Genomic DNA, 21,990 nt, shown 5'->3' with positions numbered 1-21,990 from the left:
GGCCACGTTGCGTGCGCCAAGTATCCCGCGCGGGACGCACGACGCAAGCACAACCACGCCGACTCCCCGGTATCTTCATATTCCGCCCACTATCGCATCGCACCATTGCGAGTGAACCGACACGACCAAGGAGTTCTTCCAATGCAACTGCGCGACACACCGTTTGATTACGGCACGGTCACCCGCTGGCTCCACTGGCTTACCGCCGCAGCCATCGTGTTGATGCTTGCCATCGGCTGGTTCGCGGGTTACCTCCCGGAGTCCACCGAACACACCCTGATGGGATTCCACGTCAGCCTCGGTGTGGGCGTGCTCGGGCTCGGCATCCTCCGGGTGCTCTGGCGGACCACCAACCGTAAACGCCCGCCGCGGGACGCCGACTTCCCCGGCCGGCTCGCAACACTGATGCAGTGGGCACTGATCGCGCTGCTGGTCATCATCCCGCTGTCCGGCTGGTTCATGGCTTCGGCCGGCGGACACACGCCCGGCTTCTTCGGGCTGTTCTCCCTGCCGCCGCTGGTCGCCGAGAACGAGGCGCTCCACGAGTTCGGCGAGGAGGCGCACGAGATCCTGCCCTGGATCCTGGTGGGCGTGCTGGCCCTCCACATCCTCGGGGCCCTCAAGCACCACTACGTCGACCGGGACGCGACCCTGCAGCGCATGGTGCGGGGCACGCCCCAGTAGCCGGCACGCGCGCCGCCGGCGGGCGTTGACCCGCGTCATGCCCGCCGGCGCGACAAGGTGTCCTCCTGCCCGTCAACCGGGTAACACGACAACGACGCACAAAAGGGGCACGAGGCGATGCGCGCCATCAAACTCACGCTCTGGTCCTTCCTGGCCGGGCTGACCCTGCTCTGGCTGCTCGCGGATACACTCCTGCCTGAGCCGCTCAACTACTTCTCGTTCCGGCACGCGTTCGTTCAGTACACTGGCGTACTCGCGATCGGCACCATGAGCCTGGCCATGGTCCTGGCCACCCGGCCCGCCCGGGCGGAACGCCGGCTCAACGGCCTCGACAAGATGTACCGCCTGCACCGGTGGCTGGGCATCGCCGCCCTGACCGTGGCGGTCGTTCACTGGTGGTGGGCGCTGGGGACGAAGTGGATGGTCGGCTGGGGATGGCTATCCCGTCCCGGCCGTGGACCCGGCCCGGCCCACGGCGGCGGAGCCGGCGGGGAATCGCTCGGGCACATGCTGCGCGGGATCGCCGAGACAGTAGGCGAGTGGACCTTCTACGCCGTCGCCGCACTGATCGTGGTCGCCCTGCTTCAGCGCGTCCCCTACCGCGTCTTCCGCTGGACCCACAAGTGGCTGGCGGTGGGCTACCTCGCCCTCGTCTTTCACGCGATTGTGCTGACCAGCACAGACTACTGGGCGCAGCCGGTCGGCTGGGTGCTGGCGTTACTCCTCGCCGCAGGCAGCATCGCCGCGGCGCTCTCGCTCAGCGGCCGCATCGGCCGTTCACGCCGGGTCAGCGGCACCGTCTGCTCGGTCACCCGGTTCGACCCGTTGCGGGTGGTGGCCGCCACCGTCGCACTCGCGCCGGACTGGCCGGGCCACGTCCCCGGGCAGTTCGCCTTCGTGACCGTTGACCGTAACGAGGGGGCGCACCCCTACACCATTGCCTCGGCCTGGGACCCGAAGGAGCGCTGCGTGGAATTCGTGGTCAAGGGACTCGGCGACCACACCGCGCAGCTGCAACAGCAGCTGTGCGAGGGGACGGCAGTGACCGTGGAGGGGCCCTACGGCTGCTTCGATTTCGACGACGCACGCCCGCGCCAGATCTGGGTCGGTGCCGGCATCGGCATCACACCCTTCATCGCACGCATGCAGTATCTCGCCCGTCACCCGGGCGGAGCGCCCGTCGACCTGTTCCACCCGACCACGGATCACGATCCCGCCGCGATCGAACGCCTGACCCGGGACGCCCGCGCCGCTGGCGTGCGCCTGCACGTCACCATTACCCCGCGCGACGGCCGGCTCACGCCGGACGACATCCGCCGGACAGTGCCGGAGTGGCGCGAGGCCGGCCTCTGGTTCTGCGGCCCGGTGGCCTTCGGCCGGGCACTGCGACGGGACTTCACCGCCCACGGCCTGCCCGCGGACGCCTTCCACCAGGAGCTCTTCCGGATGCGCTGAGCGCCGGTACGATCGCCGTCGCCGTGCCCCGTACCCAGGGCGGCTGACGCCTGACAATACGGTCGGCAAGGCTAGTACACTGTGCCGGGTGACCGTGACGAGCCGAGCCGCAATCCCCGAACCGGTGCCCCGCACCCGCCGCTGGCGGGCGCGCGCCCTGGTGGCCGCGGCGGCGATCGCCGTGGCCGCCGTGGTGCTCGCCGGCACCTGGTGGCTCGCGCGGGAATCCGCCTACGCCGGGCTGCGCACGCAGAGCGCCAACGACCTGCGGCTCTACATCGCCAACGTCCGCCGCGAGCTCGAGAAGTTCGAGTACCTCCCCTCGCTGCTCGCCGACGACAGCCGGCTCCAGCGCCTGCTCCGCAACCCCGCGGACGCGCTCGCCTGGCGCTCGGTCAACCGCTACCTCCAGCTCGCCGCGAACGTCTCCAACGCCGCCGCCATCTACCTGCTCGACGACGACGGGCTCACAGTGGCGGCCAGCAACTTCGACGACGCCGATTCCTTCATCGGCGACAATTACAGCTTCCGGCCGTACTACCAGCAGGCCGCGAAAGGCAGACTGGGGCGTTTCTACGCGCTGGGGATCACCTCGAACCGGCGCGGCTACTATTTCGCCTCGCCGGTGGGCCGCGGCGACGAGATCCTGGGCGTGGTGGTGGTGAAGGTGCCGCTGGCCCCGCTGGAGCGCGAGCGCGGCGGCAGCGGCCGGGAGTTCATCGTCACCGACCCGGCCGGCGTTATCTTCCTCTCCACCGAGCCGAGCTGGCGGTTCAAGACGCTGCACCCGCTCACCGCCCCCCAGCGCCGGCGCATCGAGTCGACCCAGCGCTACCCCGGGCGCTCGCCCTCGCCGCTGCAACGCGAGTCCACCACCGCGCTCGCCGACGGCGGGACGCTCGTGGACCTGGGCGACGGCGGGAGCTTCCTGCGCCAGGAGCGCGGTATGCCCACGGCGGGCTGGCGTGTCCACGTGATGGCGGATACCGCACCGGTCTACGAGCAGATCGTACGCTCGGTGCTGCTCGCCGCGGCGAGCCTGTTCGCCATCGCCCTGGCCGCGGGCGTATTCGCCCAGCGGCGGGCACGGCTCGCCGAGCGCCGGCGCTTCGAGCAGGCCAGCATGGAGGCCGCGGCCGCCAACGCCGAGCGCGTACGCGCCATCATCGACAACACCCGCGCCGGGCTGGTGACCCTCACCGCGGACGGGCGCATCGCCTCGCTCAACCCCACCGCCGAGACGCTTCTCGGCCGCAGCAGCGACTCCGTGTCCGGGGACCCGCTGACCGGACTGTTCGACGGCGGCGACCGGCGCACCCTGGAGCAGGGCCTGCGGATGGCGGCGGAGACCGCGACCCCACCGCTGCTGGAGGTCTCCGCCCACCACGGCGACGGCTCGGACCTGCCGCTGGAGGTCGCCGTCTCCGCGATGGACCTGCCCGAGGGCCGGCGCTACCTGGTCACCCTCCACGACCTCAGCGAGCGCAAGGCCGGCGAGCGCGCCCTGCGCGAGGCCCACGACCAGCTCGAGCAGCGCGTCAGCGAGCGCACCCGGGATCTGCTCACCACCAACCGGCGCCTCAGCCGCGAGATCGAGGAGCACCAGCGCACCGAGGCGGCCCTGACCCGCACCCGTGACGAGCTCGTGCAGGCCGCCAAGCTCGCCGCCATCGGCCAGCTCGCCGCCGGCATCAACCACGAGATCAACCAGCCGCTGACCGCGATCCGTGCCTACGCCGACAACGCCCGGCTGCTGCTGGACCACGACCGTGAGGACGACGCCCGCGGCAACCTGTCGCTGATCTCCGACCTCACCGGGCGGATGGCACGCATCGTCAACCAGCTCAAGCTCTTCTCGCGCAAGAGCACCGGCACGCCGGTGGCGGTTTCCGTCCCCGCAGCGGTGGACGACGCGCTCGCGCTGCTCGACCCGCAGCTCTCCCGGGAAGGGGTGGCGGTTTTCCGCCACTGGGACGCCGCGCCGCTGTACTGTCTGGGCGACACCGTCCGCCTGGAGCAGGTGTTCGTTAACCTCATCGGCAACGCGGCCCAGGCGATGTCGGAGGCCGAACGGCGCGAGGTGCACGTCACCCTGCATGCCGACGGCGACTGGATCGAGGTGCGGGTGCGCGACACCGGCCCGGGGATAGACGACGAGCACCTCGCCCAGATCTTCGAGACCTTCTTCACCACCAAGGACACCGGTCAGGGCCTCGGCCTCGGCCTGTCGATCTCCGCGCGGATCATCGAGGAGATGGGTGGCACGATGCATGCTGACAACGACCCGGAGGGCGGCGCGGTCTTCACGGTGACGCTGCCACGAACCACGGAGGACGCCAACGGTGAGTGAGGCGGCGACGGCGCCGGTAGTGTTCATAGACGACGAGGCCCATATCCGGCTCGCCGCGACCCAGACCCTGGAGCTCGCGGGCCTGTCGGTGACCGCCTACGACCGGGCGGCACCGGCGCTGGCGCGGATCAGCCGGGAGTTCCCGGGAGTGGTCGTCTGCGACATCAAGATGCCGCAGATGGACGGACTCGCGTTCATGCGCGAGGCGCTCGCCATCGACGAGGACCTGCCGGTGATCCTGGTCACCGGTCACGGCGACATCGCCATGGCCGTCGGCGCCATGCGCGACGGGGCCTACGACTTCGTCGAAAAGCCCTACGCCCCGGAGACCCTCACCGAGGTCGTGCGCCGGGCGCTGGAGAAGCGCCGGCTCACCCTGGAGAACCGCAGCCTGCGCGAGGAGCTCGCCGCCCAGAGCGCCCCGGGGCCGCGTATCATCGGCAACACCCCGGCGATCCAGCGGCTGCGTTCGCTGATCCACCAGGTCGCCGACACCGGCGCGGACGTGCTCGTCCACGGCGAGACCGGTACCGGCAAGGAACTGGTCGCGCGCTCGCTGCACGAGCACAGCAGCCGCCGGGAGGGCAACTTCGTGGCCGTGAACTGCGGGGCGGTACCCGACGAGCTCATCGAGAGCGAACTCTTCGGCCACGAGGCCGGTGCCTTCACGGGGGCGCGCACGCGGCGCATCGGCAAGCTGGAGCACGCCAGCGGCGGCACGCTGTTCCTCGACGAAATCGAGAGCATGCCGCTGGCCCAGCAGGTCCAGCTCCTGCGCGCGCTGCAGGAGCGCAGCGTCATCCGGGTCGGTGCCAACACGCCGGTCCCGCTGGACCTGCGGGTGGTCGCGGCCACCAAGGTGGACCTGCGCCAGGCCGCGGACGAGGGCCGTTTCCGCGACGACCTCTACTACCGGCTCAACGTCGTCAGTCTCGAGGTCCCGCCGCTGCGCGAGCGCCGCGACGACATCCCGCTGCTGTTCCAGCACTTCATGCTGGTGGCGGGCTACCACCGCTACCAGCGCGAGGTGCCGGCGGTCTCGCCGGAGCAGCGCAGCGCCCTGCTCGCGCACCAGTGGCCCGGCAACGTGCGCGAGCTGCGCAACGTCGCCGAGCGCTACGTGCTCCTCGGCGAGCACTACGCCTTCGACCTCGACCGGGTGCTGGACAAGACCGGCGACGGCACCGCTGCGGCCATGAGCCTGCGCGAGCAGGTGGAGGGATTCGAGCGTGCCCTCATCGAGAGCGCGCTGCGCGCCGAGCACGGCAACATCAGCCGCGCCACCGACGCGCTCGGTCTCCCGCGCAAGACCCTCTACGACAAGATGCAGAAGTACGGGCTCACCCGGGAGCAGTTCACCGAATAGCCATCCCACGGGTGTGCGGAAAACCGCCACCCAGAACGCACCGAAGTGTGCGGGAACCCGCCACCGGTACCCCGGCCGGGCGGGGTCACGGCGACCTCCCAGCGCCCCGCTCGCGCGTCATCGTCCCGATGCCCGCAGCGACCGTCACCCCGCCCAGAAACCCTTTTTAATAACAGGATGTTACCGGTGACTGGCAGACACGGGCGACAATACCCGCGCAGCGTCACGCCGACGTTCTCAGCGGATGTGCAGGGGCAGTCTTTAAGCTTGGCACGGTTTCTGCTTCCGCACAGGCACCAGCCCTGTGAGGCTGCGTCACATATGAAATCGACACGACACAACGACGGAGGAGCATCCCCATGCGACTTTCCGCCCTGGCAATCGGTGCCGCCCTCGCCCTGACCTCCGCCAGCGCCTTCGCCGCGCCGGTGACCCTGAAGTTCTCCCACGTGGTCGCGGAGAACACCCCCAAGGGCAAGATGGCCCAGCGCTTCGAGAAGCTCGTCGAGGAGCGCATCGGCGACAAGGTGCAGGTCGAGGTCTACCCGAACTCGCAGCTCTACAACGACAACAAGGTGCTGCAGGCCATGCAGCTCGGCGACGTGCAGATGGCCGCGCCGGCGCTGTCGAAGTTCTCCCGCTACACCGACCGCCTCCAGGTCTTCGACCTGCCGTTCCTGTTCGAGAACATCGATGCCGTGAGCTGCTTCCAGAAGAGCGACAAGGGCCGGATGCTGCTCGACCACATGAAGGACAAGGGCATCATCGGCCTCGGCTACCAGCACAACGGCATGAAGCAGCTCTCCGCGAGCGATCCGCTGCGCACCCCCGGGGACGCCGCCGGCAAGAAGTTCCGGATCATGTCCTCCGACGTGCTGGCCGCGCAGTTCAAGGCTGTTGACGCCGCCCCGGTGAAGAAGCCCTTCTCTGAGGTCTTCACCCTGCTGCAGACCGAGGCCATCGATGGTCAGGAGAACACCTGGTCGAACATCTACACCCAGAAGTTCTACGAGGTGCAGCCCTACATCACCGAGTCCAACCACGGCTATCTCGGCTACATGGTGGTGACCTCCACCAGCTTCTGGAACAGCCTCGACGAGGAGAGCCGCAAGGTGATCCGCGAGTCCATGAACGAGGCGCTGGAGTACGGCAACAGCCTCGCCAATGAGCTCAACCAGGAGGCCAAGCAGAAGGTCATCGACTCCGGTGAGAGCGAGGTGATCGACCTCTCCGACGATCAGCGCGAGCAGTGGGTCAAGGCGATGAAGCCGGTCTGGAACCAGTTCCGCTCGCAGATCGGTGGCGACCTCATCGACGCCGCCGAGGCGTGCGACGGCTGAGGGTAGGCCCACGATGAGCATCATTCGACTGCTCAACCGCCTGGAGGAGGACATTATCGCCCTCCTCCTGGTGGTCCTGACGCTGCTCGTGTTCGTCGAGACCGTCATGCGCTTCGGCTTCGGCGCGACCATCGACTGGGCCGAAGAGGGCTCGCTGACCCTGGCCGGCTGGTTCGTGCTCTTCGGCGCCTCGCACGGGATCAAGGAGGGCACGCACATCGGCGTGGACCTCTTCACCCGGGCGCTGCCGGGCCGGGCCAGGCGCGCGGTCGCGGTCGTCGCGGTCGTCGCCTGCCTCGGCTACGCGGGCCTGTTCCTCTACGGCTCCTGGGTCTACCTCGACAAGATGTGGATGCTCGGGCTGCCAATGGAGGACCTGCCCATGCCCACATGGGCGGCGCACAGCGTGATGCTCATCGGCTTCGGCCTGATCACGCTGCGGCTGGTGATCCTGCTGGTGAACATCGTCCGCGGCCGGGCCGACGGCTTTCCGTTCGCCAACGAGGCGGACGAGACCATGGAGCACTTCGAGGCCACGCACGCCGACGAGGGGGGCCGGTCGTGACCACCGCATTCCTGTTCATCCTGCTGTTCGGGGCGATGCTGATCGGCATCCCGGTGGCGCTGTCGCTGGGGCTGTCCAGCATCGTCACGATCCTGCTGTTCTCCAACGACTCGCTGGCCTCGATCGCGCTGAAGTTCTTCTCAGCGGCATCGGATCACTACACGCTGCTGGCGATCCCGTTCTTCATCCTCTCCTCCGCCTTCCTCTCCACGGGGGGCGTGGCGGAGCGGCTGATCGACTTCGCCAACAACTGCGTGGGCCACATCAAGGGCGGCCTCGCCATGGCCTCGGTGCTGGCGTGCATGCTCTTCGCCGCGGTCTCCGGCAGCTCGCCGGCCACCGTGGCGGCCATCGGCAGCCTGGTGATCGCCGGCATGGCCAAGGCGGGGTATCCGGAGAAGTTCGCCGCCGGGGCGATCGCCAACGCCGGCACGCTGGGCATCCTGATCCCGCCGTCCATCGTCATGCTCGTCTACTCCGCCGCGACCCAGACCTCGGCGGCGAAGATGTTCATGGCCGGGCTGATCCCGGGGATCATGATGGGCGGCATCCTGATGCTCGCGATCTACATCGCCGCCCGGGTCATGGACCTGCCGCGTCTGCCGTTCCCCGGCTTCCGTACCCTGTTCGGTTCGGCGGCACGGGCCTCCGGCGGGCTGATGCTGATAGTGATCGTGCTCGGCGCGATCTACGGCGGTGTCGCCAGCCCCACGGAAGCGGCGGCGGTCTCGGCGATCTACGCGTTCCTGGTCTCCGCGCTGGTCTACCGGGACATCGGTCCGCTGAAGGCGACACCGTGGCGCCACGAGGGCGAGTCCAACGCGACCGCGGTGGCCCGCAATGCCGTGCAGATGCTCGTTGCGGTACCGCGCAGCGCCTGGCATCCGGACATGCGCGAGACGGTGCTGAGCGCGGCCAAGACCAGCATCATGCTGCTGTTCATCATCGCCAACGCGATGCTGTTCGCCCACGTGCTGACCACCGAGCGCATCCCGCATCACATCGCCGAGGCGATCGTGAGCTGGGGCCTGCCGGCATGGGGCTTCCTGATCGTGGTCAACATCCTGCTGCTGGTGGCGGGCAACTTCATGGAGCCGTCGGCGATCCTGCTGATCATGGCGCCGATCCTCTTCCCCATCGCCATGCAGCTCGGCATCGACCCGATCCACCTGGGCGTGATCATGGTGGTGAACATGGAGATCGGGATGATCACCCCGCCGGTGGGGCTGAACCTGTTCGTTACCGCCGGCATCACCAACCGCAGCCTGGGCTGGGCCATGTCCGCGGCCCTGCCGTGGCTGGGACTGATGCTGATCTTCCTGCTCCTGATCACCTACATCCCGCAGATCTCGCTGTTCCTGCCGGAGATCCTGGGATAGCGGAGGCGAGGGCCGCCCGGGCCACCGGCCCGGGCGGCCGGTCGTCAGCGGCCGAGCAGGCCGGAGAAGAACTGGCGGGTGTTCTCGGCGAGCGCCTCGAGGAAATAGCCACCCTCCTGGACGACGAGCACCGGCACGCCGGTATCGTTCAGCGTCGCGCCCATGCGGTTGAAGCCCTCGGAGGTGACGGCGACCTTCGCCTGGGGGTCGTCTTTGTAGATGTCGTAGCCGAGGGTGCACACGATCACGTCCGGCGCGAACAGCCGGATCGCCTGCATGGCCTCGTCGAACCGGTCGAAGAACGCGGACTCCGGCGAACCATGGGGGATGGGCAGGTTGAGGTTGTAGCCGTAGCCGGCGCCCTCGCCGCGCTCCTCCTCGAAACCGCTTACCACCGGGTAGAAGTTGGTGGGGTCGCCATGGATGGAGACATAGAGCACGTCGCTGCGGTCGTAGAAGACCTCCTGGATACCCTGGCCGTGATGCATGTCCGGGTCCAGGATCGCCACCCGCGGATAGCGGGACTGCAGCACCCTCGCGGCGATGGCGGCGTTGTTGAGATAGCAGAACCCCCCGGCCGCATCGATGCGCGCGTGGTGCCCCGGCGGACGGCTCAACGCGTACGCGTACTGCTCACCGTCCAGCATCGTGGAGGCCGCGGAGACCGCCGACTGCGCCGAATGGTAGGCCGCATTCCAGGTCAGCTCGCCCACGGGGCAGCTGCCGTCGGCAAGGTAGCGCGCCGCCTCGGCGAGGATACCGCGCATCGGATTCGGCGAGCGCATGAACACGTTCGACATGACCTCGTTGCCCCAGTCCTCGGGCCAACGCCGGTGAGCCGATTCCAGAAAGCGCAGATATCCCAGGTCATGCACGGCGTTGATGGGACGCATACCGTAGTCCGCGGGCTCCACCACCGGGATGTCGAGCGCGTCGAGCCCCTCACGGATGCGCTGGGTGCGCTCCGGCAGCTCCTGGGGGGCGCGCATCTGACCCCGCGAAAAATACGTCTGCGGGTGATGACCGTCCTGGGATGGGTGGAAGAACGCCTTCATTCTGCTGGCCTCCGGGATCAGTTGGATGATTGATGTCACACTAACTAACACGCCTTACAATGGCCGGCGGCGTCAAGCCCGAAGACCCGGCGTCACGACGGCCCCCGCCGGCAGGCACACCCGGCGGGGCAATCCCTACAGGTTAGCAGCCCCGCGCCGGCGGGCCGATGCCGCCGGTGCGGCGGCGCCACCGACAGACCGCAGCCACTGACATGCCCGTATCCAGCCTGCAGACCGTCGCCGGCGCTCTCGTACCGATCTTCGCCCTCATTGCCCTGGGACACCTCATGCGCCGCGGGGGTTTCCCGGGCGAGGGGTTCTGGCCGCAGCTCGAGCGCCTGGTCTACTTCGTGCTCTTCCCCGCACTCCTGGTGGACAAGCTCGCCACCGCCAGCATCGACGGCGCGCGCATCGCCCCGGTGGCCACCGCCGTGGCGCTGACCCTGGCGGCGATGAGCGCGGTGCTGCTCGCCCTGCGCCGGGCGCTGCCTGTGGACGGCCCCGGGTTCACGTCGGTGTTCCAGGCGGGGATACGCTTCAACACCTACCTGGGGGTGGCCACCGCCCTGGCCGTCTACGGCAGCAACGGCGCGGCGGTGGCGGCGCTGGTGATGGCGATGCTCATCCCGCTGGTGAACGTGATCTGCGTGAGCGTGCTGCTGCGCTACGCCGGCGGCCACGGCTCGCTGGGCGCGACCCTGCGCGGGATCGCACGCAACCCGCTGGTGCTCGCCTGCGTCGCGGGCCTGGCACTCAACCGCACGGGCATCGGCCTGCCGCTGGGCAGCGAGGGCGTGCTGGAGATCATCGGCCGCGCCGCCCTGCCCCTGGGCCTGATGACCGTCGGTGCGGGGCTGCAGCTGCGCACGGCCAGCGGCAACAAGACCGTCCTCGCCGCCGGCGTGATCCTCAAGCTCGCGGTGATGCCGGCGCTCGCCTGGGCCGCGGCGACAGCGCTCACTCTCACCCCGCTGGAGACCCGGGTGCTGGTGCTCTTTGCCGCCCTGCCCACGGCGACCTCCGCGTTCATCCTCGCCCGCCAGCTCGGCGGCGACCACACCCTGGTCGCCACCCTGCTCACGGTGCAGACGATGATCTCCGCGCTCACCCTGCCGGCCGTATTGATACTGGCGGGTCACCCCTGAGCGGGCCGCACTCAGCGCCGCTCACCGGCGTGGCCCGGCGCGAGCGCCGGGAGGCGGAACGACTGCACCGCCGTCAACACACCAAAGAGCAGCACACCGGCGAACACCCAGCCGAGGGCGTCCGCCAGCGCGGCCTGGAGCGACGGCGCCAGCGACGCCATGGCCTCGCCGCCGCGACCGAGCAGGCCGCGCACCTCGTTCAGGTCGGCGGACGATCCCGACAGCCCGGCCTGCAGCCGCTGGTTGAGCACCCCGCCGAGCACCGCGGCGCCAAGGGCACTGCCGAACAGCCGCATGAACAGATTCCCGGCGGTGGCAGCGCCCCGCTGGCGGTACCCCACCACGCTCTGGATGCTGACGACGAAGGTGGTGTTGGTGAAGCCCATACCGAGCCCGGTGGCGAACGAGCCCAGCGCCGGCCACCACGCCCCCAGTGCCATGCCCGGGGAGACGAACAGCACGCCACCGAGACACAGGCAAACGCCGCCGATCCGCGCGGTCACCCGGGGGCCGACGTGGGGCAGCATCCGCCCGCAGATCACCGCTGCAACCGGCCAGCCCACGGAGACGGCGGTGAGGGCGAAGCCGGCCACCGTCGCCGAGGTGCCGAGCACGCCCTGGACGTAGGCGGGGAGGAAGCTCGTCAGCCCGATGATCATCATCCCCGCCGTCAGCGCCGCACCGTTGGCGATGCGGATCAGCGGATAACGCCACAGACCGAAGTCCATCAGCGGCTCCGGGGCCCGGCGCTCGCGGCGCAGGAACGCCGCACCCCCGACCGCGGCGGTCGCCGCAAGGCCGAACGCCGCCGCCGAGTCCCACGCGAAGGCAACGCCGCCCTGGACCAGCAGCAGCATCAGCGTGGAGCATCCGAGCAGGAACCAGCCGGCGCCGGGATAGTCCACGCCGTCGTGGCGGTGCACCGGCCGCTCGCGCAGGAAAACGGCCAGCCCGACCATCGCCAGCACGCCGAAGGGCAGGTGCAGCCAGAAGATCCAGGGCCAGTGACCGTGGTCAACGATGGCCCCGCCGACCAGCGGTCCCAGCAGCGCCGAGATCCCCCAGGTGCTCGACAGCCAGCCCTGGATGCGGCCGCGCTCGGAGAGGGTGTAGAGATCGCCCACCAGGGTCATGGCAATGGGCTGGACCGCGCCCGCCCCCGCCCCCTGCACCAGACGGCAGGCAACCAGCGCCGGCATCGAGGTGGCCAGGCCACAGGCCAGCGACGCCGCCAGGAAGACCGCCACGCCCCCGAGGATCAGGGGCCGGCGCCCGAACAGGTCCGCGAGCTTGCCGGCGAGCGGCGTCGCCACCGCCTGGGCGAGAAAAAACCCGCTGAAGACCCACGTATAAAGACTCACGCCCCCAAGGGACGATACGATGTCGGGCATCGCGGTGGCCACGATGGTGCCCTCGATCGCGGCAAGGAACATCGTCAGCATCACGCAGGCAAGGACCCACCCGCGGCGGGCCGTGGACACGTGCCCCGCCCGGGCGGCGGCCGCGCCGCGATCCGGCGACGGGTTATCGGATGACTGAGTCACTGGCAATCGACCACCAAGGAAACGCCCTATGACCGTTCGCAACCTGGAGTACCTGTTCAAGCCGCGCTCCATTGCGCTCATCGGCGCGAGCCGCCGCGAGGGGAGCGTGGGCAGCGTGGTCGCCCGGAACCTGTTCAAGTCGGGGTTCGAGGGGCCGATCATGCCGGTCAACCCCAAGCACCGCGCGGTACAGGGCGTGCTCGCCTACCCGGACGTGGCGAGCCTGCCGATGACGCCGGACCTCGCGGTGATCGCGACTCCGCCGGAGACCATCCCCGGCATCATCGAGGAGCTCGGCGCACGCGGGACCAAGGCGGCGATCGTGATAACCGCCGGCTTCGGCGAGGGCCACGACGAGCGCGGGCAGGCCCTGCGCCAGGCCATGCTCGACGCCGCCCGCCCCCATCTGCTTCGGATTCTCGGCCCCAACTGCCTGGGACTGATCGTCCCCGGTGCCGGGCTGAACGCCAGTTTCGCACACCTGAGCCCGCCGCGCGGACGCATCGCCTTCGTCACCCAGTCCGGGGCGATCGTCACCGCGGTCCTGGACTGGGCCCAGAACCACAGTATCGGCTTCTCGCACATGATCTCCCTCGGGGACATGGCGGACGCGGACTTCGGCGACCTCCTCGACTACCTGGCCAACGACCCGGACACCGGCGCGATCCTCCTCTACGTCGAGGCCATCACCGATGCCCGCAAGTTCATGTCCGCGGCCCGCGCGGCCTCGCGCATGAAGCCGGTTATCGTGGTGAAATCCGGCCGCCACGCCGAGGGCGCACGGGCGGCGGCCTCGCACACCGGCGCGCTGGCGGGCTCGGACAAGGTCTACGACGCCGCCTTCCGGCGCGCCGGCATGCTCCGGGTGGACACCCTCGGCGAGCTGTTCGCCGCGGTGGAGACACTGGCGCTGGCCCCCACCCCGAACGGCGACCGCCTCGCCATCCTCACCAACGGCGGCGGCATGGGCGTGCTCGCCACCGACGCCCTGATCGAGCGCGGCGGTCACCTCGCGGAGCTCTCCGAGGAGACCGTCGAGAAGCTCAACGAGCACCTGCCGGCGACCTGGTCCCGCGGCAACCCCGTGGACATCATCGGCGACGCCCCCGGCGAGCGCTACAGCCAGGCCCTGGAGACGCTGATGGCCGCCCGCGAGGTGGACGCGGTGCTCGCCCTCAACTGCCCCACCGCCATCGCCGACCCCGGCGAGGCGGCGGGGGCGATCGTCTTCACGCTCGGCCGCCACCGCCGGCGCGGGCGCAAGCCGGTGCTCACGAGCTGGGTGGGCGACTTCCTGGCGGTGCCGGCACGGCGGCAGTTCGCCGACGCGGGCATCCCCACGTACACCACCCCCGAGGGCGCCGTGCGGGCGTTCATGCACGTGGTCGAGTTCCACCACAACCAGCTCGCCCTGCTGGAGACACCGCCCTCCGTGCCCGAGAGCTTCACGCCGAACATCGAGCACGCCCGCTCGCTGGTCACCGCCGCGCGGGACGAGGGGCGCGAATGGCTCAGCGAGGCGGAGGCCAAGGAGCTGCTCGCCGCCTACGGCGTCCCCGTGGTGCCCACCCGCATCGCCCGCGACCCGGAGGACGCCGCCCGTGTGGCCGGGGACCTCGAGGGGCCGTTCGCAATCAAGATCCTCTCGCCGGACATCTCCCACAAGAGCGACGTCGGCGGCGTCGCCCTGGACGTGGCGGACGCCGACGAGGTCCGCGATGCCGCCGAGAGCATCCTCACCCGGGTGCGCCGGCACAAGCCCGACGCGCGGCTGGAGGGGTTCACGATCCAGCCCATGATCATCCGCTCCGACGCCCTGGAGCTCATCGCCGGCGTCACGGAGGACGACCAGTTCGGGCCGGTGGTGCTCTTCGGCCAGGGCGGCACGGCGGTGGAGGTGATCCGCGACCAGGCCCTGGGCCTGCCGCCGCTGAACATGAAGCTTGCCTACGACATGATGGAGCGCACCCGCATCGACCGGCAGCTCCGGGGCTACCGCGGGGTGCCCGCCGCCGACCGCGACGCCATCGCCCTCACCCTGGTGCGGCTCTCGCAGATCGTCGCCGACCTCGGCGAGGTGGCCGAGCTGGACATCAACCCGCTGCTCGCCGACCATCGCGGGGTGATGGCGCTGGACGCCCGCGTGCGCGTGGGCCGGGGCAGCGGCAGCGGGACCGGCCGGCTCGCCATCCGCCCCTACCCCCGGGAGCTGGAGGAGACCATCCCCGGGGAGGACGGCCACGAGCTGCGCCTGCGCCCGATCACCCCGGAGGACGAGATGCCCCTGCGCGACGCCTTCGCCCGGCTGAGCCCGGAGGAGGTGCGCCTGCGTTTCTTCATGCCCATGAAGCGCATGACGCACATGCAGGCCGCGCGCTTCACCCAGATCGATTACGACCGGGACATGGCGCTGGTGCTCACCGAGCCCGGCATGCCCGGGCACGCCACCATCCACGGCGTCGTCCACATCAACGCCGACCCGGACAACACCCGCGCCGAATACGCCATCATCATCCACCGCTCGCTGACCGGCCGCGGGCTGGGCCGGCTGATGATGGAACGGATCATCGCGTACGCCCGCAGCCGCGGCATCCAGGAGATCTTCGGCGACGTGCTCCGGGAGAACCAGATCATGCTGCGCCTGTGCCAGGAGCTCGGTTTCCGGCGCCGCGCCCACCCCGACGAGCCCGACGTGGTCCGCGTGACCCTCGACCTGCGCGAGCACGCCGACACCCCGCCGGAGCCCGCGTAGCGCCGGGACATCCATCCCGTAGGTCGGGCACGGCCGAAAGCCGTGTGCGACGTCTTCGGTGACCGACCCGGGATGTCGCACGCCTTCGGTGCACGACCTACGCCATGCCCTGGCCGCCGTCACGATGCGTGCCGGCCGGCATGGTGCCCCGTGTGCCGGGGAGCGGGCGGCGGTCGCCGGCTGCCACAGCGGCCGGCCTGTCGGGGAGCGTCCTGCCCCCCTCTCCCCTTGCGGGAGAGGGGCCGGGGGAGAGGGGGAAACGACCGCTACCCCCCGCGCAGCGTCCGGCGGATGTCCTCCCTGGCCTGGGCCAGAAGAGACTCCGTGTCGACGCCGTCGATCACCGCCTCCACGGCACGCTTGGGGCCGACCTCGCCCCAGCTGCCGCCACGTCGGAAGTAGTCCTCCGCCACGCGTCCGAGGATCCAGGTGCTGGCGTAGCCCACCGCGCCCTGGGCCGAGGCGGTGAGCGCGGTCGCCGCGCCGCCGGTACCGAGCTTGGCCAGAGAGGCGAACAGGTTGACGCTCCACACCGCACCCAGCAGGGCGGAGAGCTGACCGATGATCACCGCCACCAGCCGTCCCGCCTCCCGCCGGGTCACCGGAAGCCCGTAGACCCGGCCCAGGTGGAAGACCAGGGTCACGTCCAGCGCCGCCGCGCCGGCCAGATCCGCCACCGGCACCGGATTGACCGCCACCGCGACGCCCTTGCCCAGAGCGTAGGCATCGGTGACCCGCCGAGCCACACTGCGGCGCAGCTCGGTGATGCGCGCGGCCACGCGGTCGCTGACCCGGCTGGCGAACAGGCCCGCGTTGAGTGCCGCGAGGGCCTTGCCCTCCGCCTCGACCACCGCCCAGAGCCGGTCCGCCAGGTCGGATACGGCCGCCGGCGGGCGCTCGCGGCGCTCCGTCTCGCTGCCGTCCGGGGCGATCATGACGACGCGCCGTGGCGCCGGATCCGCCGCGCAGGCGATGACGTTCTCCGCCACCACCAGGCCGGCGGCGTGCTCGCGCAGCCGGGCCAGCAGTCGGTCGCGCTCGTCGTCGGTATACCGGTCGGCCTTGTTGAGGACCAGGATCACCGGGCGGCGCTCGGCGCAGACGACCTCCAGGGCGCGGCGCTCCGCGCGGGTGAGGTCGCCGTCGGCGACGAACACCACCAGGTCCGCGGAGGCCGCCGTACGCAGCGCGGTGGCCTCGCGGTCCTCGCCGGCGATCTCTTCCAGTCCCGGGGTGTCGTAGAGGAAGCAGTGGCCATCATCGCTGGCCCGCCAGATCGCCCGGTCCGCGGCCAGGGTCTCGCCGTGGAGGGCGCTGGTGGTGAACGCGGCACGCCCCAGCAGGGCGTTGAGCAGGGAGGACTTGCCGGCGCTCACCCGGCCGACAGCGGCGATGTAGATGTGCCCGTGCTCCAGGCGCTCGAGCATCTCGGCGACGGCCCGGTACTCGCCGTCGAGCTCGGTGCGCACCGCCTCGGGCACACGGCGGTCGGCGAGCAGCGCCTCCAGGCTCTCGCGGACCTGCAGCAGCGCGGTATCCTCGCCCGCCGGCGGGGGCATCGCGGTGTCCTCCCGCGAGGCCGCGTCGGCGGACTCATCCGTCCCGCTTCGGCGCCTCGCTGTCCAGCGCCACGCGGGCAAGCGAGCGCGCAGGCGTTCCCATATCCTCACGCAGGGTCTCCTCGAAACGTGCCAGGGCGTCGTCGGCGGCGAGCTCGCCACGGTCCTCCAGGGACACGATCAGCGCCCGCCCGGCAGTGCGGAACAGCAGCCCGTAGGCCACCGCGTGGACCGCGCCGCCAGCCAGCGTCCCCACGCCGGGGAAGGCCTTGAGGGCGTTGCCGGCGACGCCGAGCAGCAGTGGTGTCACGGTGTGCGAACGCCGGCGAACCCCGGCGATGAAGCGCTCCACACCGACCTCGCGCCAGTCCGCCTCGTACAGGGTGCACAGCTCCCGGACCATGCCCGCGGCCAGGCCGCCCTGGATGACGAGGTCGCTGCCCGGCGCCACCGCGGCCATGGCACCCACCACGGCGCGGCGGGCGTAGCGGCTGACCAGGGCCTCCGCGGCGTCGCGGCGGTGGGCCTGCACGGCGCCCTCCAGCTTGCGCGCGGCGAGCAGCAGGACGGCCCGGTCCCGACCGGCGCTCAGACCGTCACGGTCCACCACGCGCTGGAGCACCCGGCGCAGCCGGCGCACGTCCGGCAGGCGTTCGCGTTCCTCCTCGCGCTCGTGGCCGTCACTGTCCCGGATAATCACGGTCTCGGTGCCGCCGGCGATGACCGGTACGATCTCCGTCGACGCGCCGAAACGCTCGCCGAGGCGGGCGCGGATCGCTTCCCGGTCCGACGGCTCGTAGCGGTCCGCCTTGTTCAGCGCCACCACCAGGGGCTTGTCGAGGGCGCGTACGGCGTCCAGGGCCCGCCATTCCTCGCGCGTCAGGTCGCCCTCGGCAACGAACACCACTACGTCCGCCCTGCCGGCCTCGTCGGTCGCTGTCCGGTCCAGGCCGGCAGCAGGGTCGGACAGGCCCGGCATGTCGGTGAGCACGAGGCGGTCGCCTCGGACATCCTGCCACTCGTAGTGGACCACGTCGCGGGTCGTGCCGCCGAGCACATCGGAGTCCGCCGCCGCACCCGGCGCCAGGGCACGGATAAGGGCCGACTTACCGCTGCTCACGGTGCCGAACACCGCGACGTGCACACTGCCGGCCTCGCGGCGCCGGTCCAGCTCGTCCAGCTCCGTGCGCACGGCGGCCACGTCGGCGCCCGCCTCCGCCCAGGTGGCCGCGCGGGCGCGCAGCCCGGCCTCGTCCGGCACCACCTCGTCCCGGGCCGGCCGTGCCGGCATCCGCAGCGTTCGCCACACCCCCCAGCCGGCCGCGGCGAGCACGGCCAGCCCGACTGCGATCACCACCGCGCGCACGGCGAGGGGCTCGTCGGCCAGCCGGGCCTTGAGCGCGAGGAGCTGATTGCCCGCGAGCAGCAGCACGGTGGCGACGACGAGCAGCACGACGGCGAGGACCAGCCACCGCCAGCGTGCGACGACCGTCGCGAGACTCGTCATCCCCGGTTACTCGATCCCCAGCGCCCGGAGGATGAACGCATAGCGCTGCGCCACCTCCTCCAGGTACTGGAAACGCCCGCCGGGCCCGCCGTGACCGGCGCTCATGTTGGTGCGCAGCACCAGCGGGGCATCGCCGGTGGCCCGGGCACGCAGCCGGGCCACCCACTTGGCGGGCTCCCAGTAGGTCACCCGCGGGTCGGAAACGCCGGCGGTCACCAGCAGCGGCGGATAGGCCTGCCCGGCGACGTTGTCGTAGGGCGAGTACGAGAGGATGCGGAAGTACGCGGTCTCGTCGTCCAGGGGATTGCCCCACTCCGGCCACTCCGGGGGCGTGAGCGGCAGGGTCTCGTCGAGCATGGTGTTGAGCACGTCCACGAAGGGCACGTCCGCCACCGCCGCGCCGAAGAGCTCGGGGCGCTGATTGAGCACGGCCCCCACCAGCATGCCGCCGGCGCTGCCGCCGTGGGCAACCAGCCAGCCGCGGCCGGTGCGGCCCTCGCCGATCAGCGTCTCGGCACAGGCGATGTAGTCGCTGAAAGTGTTGGGCTTGTCCGCCATGCGGCCCTCGCGGTACCAGCGGTAGCCGCGCTCCATGCCCCCGCGCACGTGGGCGATGGCATAGGTCACGCCGCGGTTGACCAGCGACAGGCGGTTGGGGCTGAACGAGGGCAGATCGCTGATGCCGTAGGCGCCGTAACCGTAGAGCAGCAACGGCGTATCCGGCCCCGGCGGACAGTCGCGGCGATGGAACAGCGACACCGGCACGGCCTCGCCGTCCGGCGCCCGGGCGGTCAGTCGCTCGCTGACGTAGGCCGCCGGATCGTGCCCGGAGGGCACCTCCTGGCGCTTGCGCAGGGTGCGCGTGTGCGCAGCCATATCGTAGTCATAGACCTCGGCGGGCGTCGTGAACGAGCTGTAGGCGAAGCGCAGCGTGTCCGTGACGAATTCGAAGCCTGCGGACAGACCCACGCTGTAGCAGGCCTCCGGGAACTCGATGGTGTGCTCGACGCCGTCGTCCAGGCGGCGGACGACAATCCGCGGCACCGCATCCTGGAGCTCCTGGCGCACCAGGTAGTCCCGGAAGAGCAGCATGCCCTGGATGAGCCGGCCGGGCTCGTGGGCGACCAGCGTGCGCCAGCTCGAGGGCGCGTGGTCGTCGAGCGGCGCGGTGCAGATGCGGAAGTCCTCGGCGTCCCCGGCATTGGTGAGGATGTACCAGGCCTCGCCCCGGTCGGCGATGCCATACTCCGTGCCGGCGCGCCGCGGCGCGAAGACCGTGGGCCTGGCGGAAGGATCGTCCGCCGGGAGGTAATAGACCTCCGAGGTGGTGTGGTCGTGACTGTCGATGAGCAGATAGCGCCCGCTCTCGGTCTTGTCCACGCCCAGAAAGAAGCCGGCGTCCTGCTCCTCGTAGACCAGCGGGTCCGGGCCGCGCTCGCCCAGGGTATGGCGATGCACCCAGCGTGAGCGGTGGTCGCCGTCGATGCGGGTGTAGAGCACCGTGCGCGAGTCCGCGGCCCACACGAAGCTGGCATTGCAGTCGCCGATACGGTCCGGGAGGTCCTGGCCGGTCTCGAGGTCGCGCACCCGGATCTCGAAGACCTCGGCGCCGGCGGCGTCGACGGCATAGGCAAGATAGCGGTGGTCCGGGCTGTGCTCCGCCCCGCCGAGGCGGAAATACGCGGCACCGGCGGCCTCTGCGTCACCGTCGAGCAGTACCTGCTCGCCACCCTCGGCGCCCCGCCGGCACAGCAGCGGGTGCTGCCCGCCCTCGCGGTAACGGCTGTAGTAGTACCACGCGCCGTCCCGCAGGGGCACGGAGGCGTCGTCCTCGCGAATGCGCCCGCGCAGCTCGGTGAACAGCGCGGACTCCAGCGCCCGGGTGTCCGCGGTCACGGCATCGGCATAGGCGTTCTCGGCGACCAGGTACTCGCGGATCGCCGGATCCAGGCGATCCGGGTCGCGCATGGCCTCGCGCCAGTCCGGGTCACGCAGCCACGCGTACTCGTCGACGCGCGTGTGGTCGTGGTGGGTGATCTCTACGGGGCGGCGCAGGGCCACCGGCGGAACGGGCCGGTCGGGCACGGCAGGCTCCTCGACTGGGGAAATGAATGGCAGCTGTTCAGATTAACACTAACCGGGGCGTTCATAGTGCGGCCCCCGGCCGCGCACGGCCATCCCGCGGAACCGAACGGTACTGTGGCCGGTGGCGCTGAAATTGTGGACAAAGCGATGAGCCGCGGTCATAGTTAATTTGGGAATGCATGGCATGGAGACGGGGAATGCGTGATGCCAGACGACGGCCCCGGGATGTCGTCGGTCAGTTCTTTCCGATCCATCATCGGGAAACCGGGGCCCTGGTGGGCTACCTCACGGACGTCAGCGTCGACGGCGGCATGCTGGAGGCCCACGAACCGCTGGACAGCGGGGAGGTCTATCCGCTCGAGCTGGTGCTGGAGACACCGGTGGACGGCACCGACCGCATCGCCTTCGACGCACGCTGCGTGTGGGCGCACAAGGAGCGCAACGCGGTTTTCCACCGGGTCGGCTTCGAGCTGGTCAGTGAAGACGATACCGTGCGCCGGCAGCTGCGGGCCGTGGCGGAACGCTTCCGGCTCGACCCGTAGGTACCGCCGCCCAACAGTAGCCTCGCACCACTCGTCGGTACGAAAAGGGCCCGATTTGGGCTGCACCTTCCGTGGCAGTTACAGTGTGCGGTCAACACACTCGATGCCCAGAGGTTGATATGCAGATTTCCAAGGACAAGGTCGTCGCCATCGACTACACCCTGAAGGACAACGATGGCGAGGTCCTTGACGCCTCCCCCGAGGGGCAGCCGCTTCAGTATCTCCACGGTGCCGGCAACATCATCCCCGGGCTGGAGAACGCCCTCGAGGGCAAGGCGGCGGGCGACGACGTCTCCGTGACCGTCGAGCCGGCCGAGGCGTACGGCGAGCGCGACGACCGCCTCCAGCAGGAAGTCCCGATGGAGATGTTCCAGGGCGTCGACAAGGTTGAGCCGGGCATGCGCTTCCAGGCCCAGACCCAGGCCGGCACCCAGGTCGTCACCGTGGCCGCCGTCGACGGCGAGACCGTCACCGTTGATGCCAACCACCCCCTCGCCGGGCAGACCCTCAACTTCGAGGTCAAGGTCTCCGAGGTGCGCGAGGCCACCAACGAGGAGCTCGAGCACGGCCACATCCACGAGGAGTGAGCCGAGGCCGTCTCCGGCCGAACACCGAAACCCGCCGGCCGATGCCGGCGGGTTTTTTATTGGCTTCTCCTGTGG

The 21,990-nt window shown here is 70.4% G+C and carries 16 protein-coding genes; 11 read left to right on the top strand and 5 right to left on the bottom strand.

The window, feature by feature from the left end; all coding sequences use genetic code 11:
• Window positions 1-141: 141 nt before the first annotated feature.
• From ACEZHJ_RS08255 to ACEZHJ_RS08225, 7 genes are all read left to right on the top strand, one after another.
• On the top strand, window positions 142-684 hold the full coding sequence (locus ACEZHJ_RS08255; protein ID WP_018719261.1) for a cytochrome b: 543 nt from the start codon (window positions 142-144) through the stop codon (window positions 682-684).
• 117 nt (window positions 685-801) lie between these two features.
• Complete coding sequence (locus tag ACEZHJ_RS08250) at window positions 802-2,139, top strand: ferric reductase-like transmembrane domain-containing protein (RefSeq protein ID WP_375036425.1); 1,338 nt, start codon at window positions 802-804, stop codon at window positions 2,137-2,139.
• 94 nt (window positions 2,140-2,233) lie between these two features.
• Window positions 2,234-4,489 carry an ATP-binding protein gene (locus ACEZHJ_RS08245; RefSeq protein WP_163140309.1) on the top strand — a complete coding sequence of 752 codons (2,256 nt, stop codon included), beginning with the start codon at window positions 2,234-2,236 and terminating at the stop codon, window positions 4,487-4,489.
• A complete protein-coding gene (locus ACEZHJ_RS08240; RefSeq protein WP_163140311.1) occupies window positions 4,482-5,855 on the top strand; it encodes a sigma-54 dependent transcriptional regulator in 1,374 nt (457 codons plus the stop codon). Before ACEZHJ_RS08245 ends, ACEZHJ_RS08240 begins: the two co-directional genes overlap by 8 nt.
• A 359-nt stretch (window positions 5,856-6,214) precedes the next feature.
• A complete protein-coding gene (locus tag ACEZHJ_RS08235) occupies window positions 6,215-7,195 on the top strand; it encodes a TRAP transporter substrate-binding protein (protein ID WP_018719253.1) in 981 nt (326 codons plus the stop codon).
• A gap of 13 nt (window positions 7,196-7,208) precedes the next feature.
• A complete protein-coding gene (locus tag ACEZHJ_RS08230) occupies window positions 7,209-7,760 on the top strand; it encodes a TRAP transporter small permease (protein ID WP_163140313.1) in 552 nt (183 codons plus the stop codon).
• Entirely contained in the window at window positions 7,757-9,139 is a 1,383-nt protein-coding gene (locus tag ACEZHJ_RS08225; protein ID WP_018719251.1) for a TRAP transporter large permease, read from the top strand. The genes ACEZHJ_RS08230 and ACEZHJ_RS08225 overlap by 4 nt, the downstream gene beginning before the upstream one ends.
• Before the next feature lie 44 nt (window positions 9,140-9,183).
• Here ACEZHJ_RS08225 and ACEZHJ_RS08220 read toward each other — a convergent pair whose 3' ends face one another.
• Window positions 9,184-10,194 carry a histone deacetylase family protein gene (locus ACEZHJ_RS08220; RefSeq protein ID WP_018719250.1) on the bottom strand — a complete coding sequence of 337 codons (1,011 nt, stop codon included), beginning with the start codon at window positions 10,192-10,194 and terminating at the stop codon, window positions 9,184-9,186.
• A 212-nt stretch (window positions 10,195-10,406) separates the two neighbouring features.
• On the opposite strand from ACEZHJ_RS08220, the gene ACEZHJ_RS08215 reads away from it, so the two are divergent.
• Window positions 10,407-11,339 carry an AEC family transporter gene (locus ACEZHJ_RS08215; RefSeq protein WP_205599821.1) on the top strand — a complete coding sequence of 311 codons (933 nt, stop codon included), beginning with the start codon at window positions 10,407-10,409 and terminating at the stop codon, window positions 11,337-11,339.
• Between the two features lie 11 nt (window positions 11,340-11,350).
• Here ACEZHJ_RS08215 and ACEZHJ_RS08210 read toward each other — a convergent pair whose 3' ends face one another.
• Window positions 11,351-12,820 (bottom strand): MFS transporter, encoded by a 1,470-nt coding sequence (locus ACEZHJ_RS08210; protein WP_205599822.1) that lies wholly within the window; start codon window positions 12,818-12,820, stop codon window positions 11,351-11,353.
• 91 nt (window positions 12,821-12,911) lie between these two features.
• On the opposite strand from ACEZHJ_RS08210, the gene ACEZHJ_RS08205 reads away from it, so the two are divergent.
• The gene (locus tag ACEZHJ_RS08205) at window positions 12,912-15,635 is read left to right on the top strand and encodes a GNAT family N-acetyltransferase (protein WP_375036424.1); all 2,724 of its coding nucleotides are present in this window, start codon (window positions 12,912-12,914) and stop codon (window positions 15,633-15,635) included.
• A 266-nt stretch (window positions 15,636-15,901) separates the two neighbouring features.
• Here ACEZHJ_RS08205 and ACEZHJ_RS08200 read toward each other — a convergent pair whose 3' ends face one another.
• Genes ACEZHJ_RS08200 through ACEZHJ_RS08190 form a run of 3 tightly spaced genes read right to left on the bottom strand, consistent with a single transcriptional unit; the run spans window position 15,902 to window position 20,786 of the window.
• Window positions 15,902-17,194: a DUF697 domain-containing protein gene (locus tag ACEZHJ_RS08200; protein ID WP_375036423.1), complete on the bottom strand. Its 1,293-nt coding sequence runs from the start codon at window positions 17,192-17,194 to the stop codon at window positions 15,902-15,904.
• Between the two features lie 34 nt (window positions 17,195-17,228).
• Complete coding sequence (locus ACEZHJ_RS08195) at window positions 17,229-18,701, bottom strand: GTPase (protein WP_375036422.1); 1,473 nt, start codon at window positions 18,699-18,701, stop codon at window positions 17,229-17,231.
• 6 nt (window positions 18,702-18,707) lie between these two features.
• Window positions 18,708-20,786 carry a S9 family peptidase gene (locus ACEZHJ_RS08190; protein WP_375036421.1) on the bottom strand — a complete coding sequence of 693 codons (2,079 nt, stop codon included), beginning with the start codon at window positions 20,784-20,786 and terminating at the stop codon, window positions 18,708-18,710.
• Between the two features lie 197 nt (window positions 20,787-20,983).
• Here ACEZHJ_RS08190 and ACEZHJ_RS08185 point away from each other — a divergent pair, with 197 nt between their 5' ends.
• Entirely contained in the window at window positions 20,984-21,328 is a 345-nt protein-coding gene (locus ACEZHJ_RS08185) for a PilZ domain-containing protein (RefSeq protein ID WP_163143237.1), read from the top strand.
• Between the two features lie 119 nt (window positions 21,329-21,447).
• On the top strand, window positions 21,448-21,915 hold the full coding sequence (locus tag ACEZHJ_RS08180; protein WP_163143234.1) for a peptidylprolyl isomerase: 468 nt from the start codon (window positions 21,448-21,450) through the stop codon (window positions 21,913-21,915).
• Window positions 21,916-21,990 lie beyond the last annotated feature (75 nt).

It is taken from the genome of Arhodomonas sp. KWT2 (genome assembly GCF_041949875.1).
Classification (GTDB): domain Bacteria; phylum Pseudomonadota; class Gammaproteobacteria; order Nitrococcales; family Nitrococcaceae; genus Arhodomonas; species Arhodomonas aquaeolei.
This window is presented reverse-complemented; position numbering and strand designations above follow the sequence as displayed.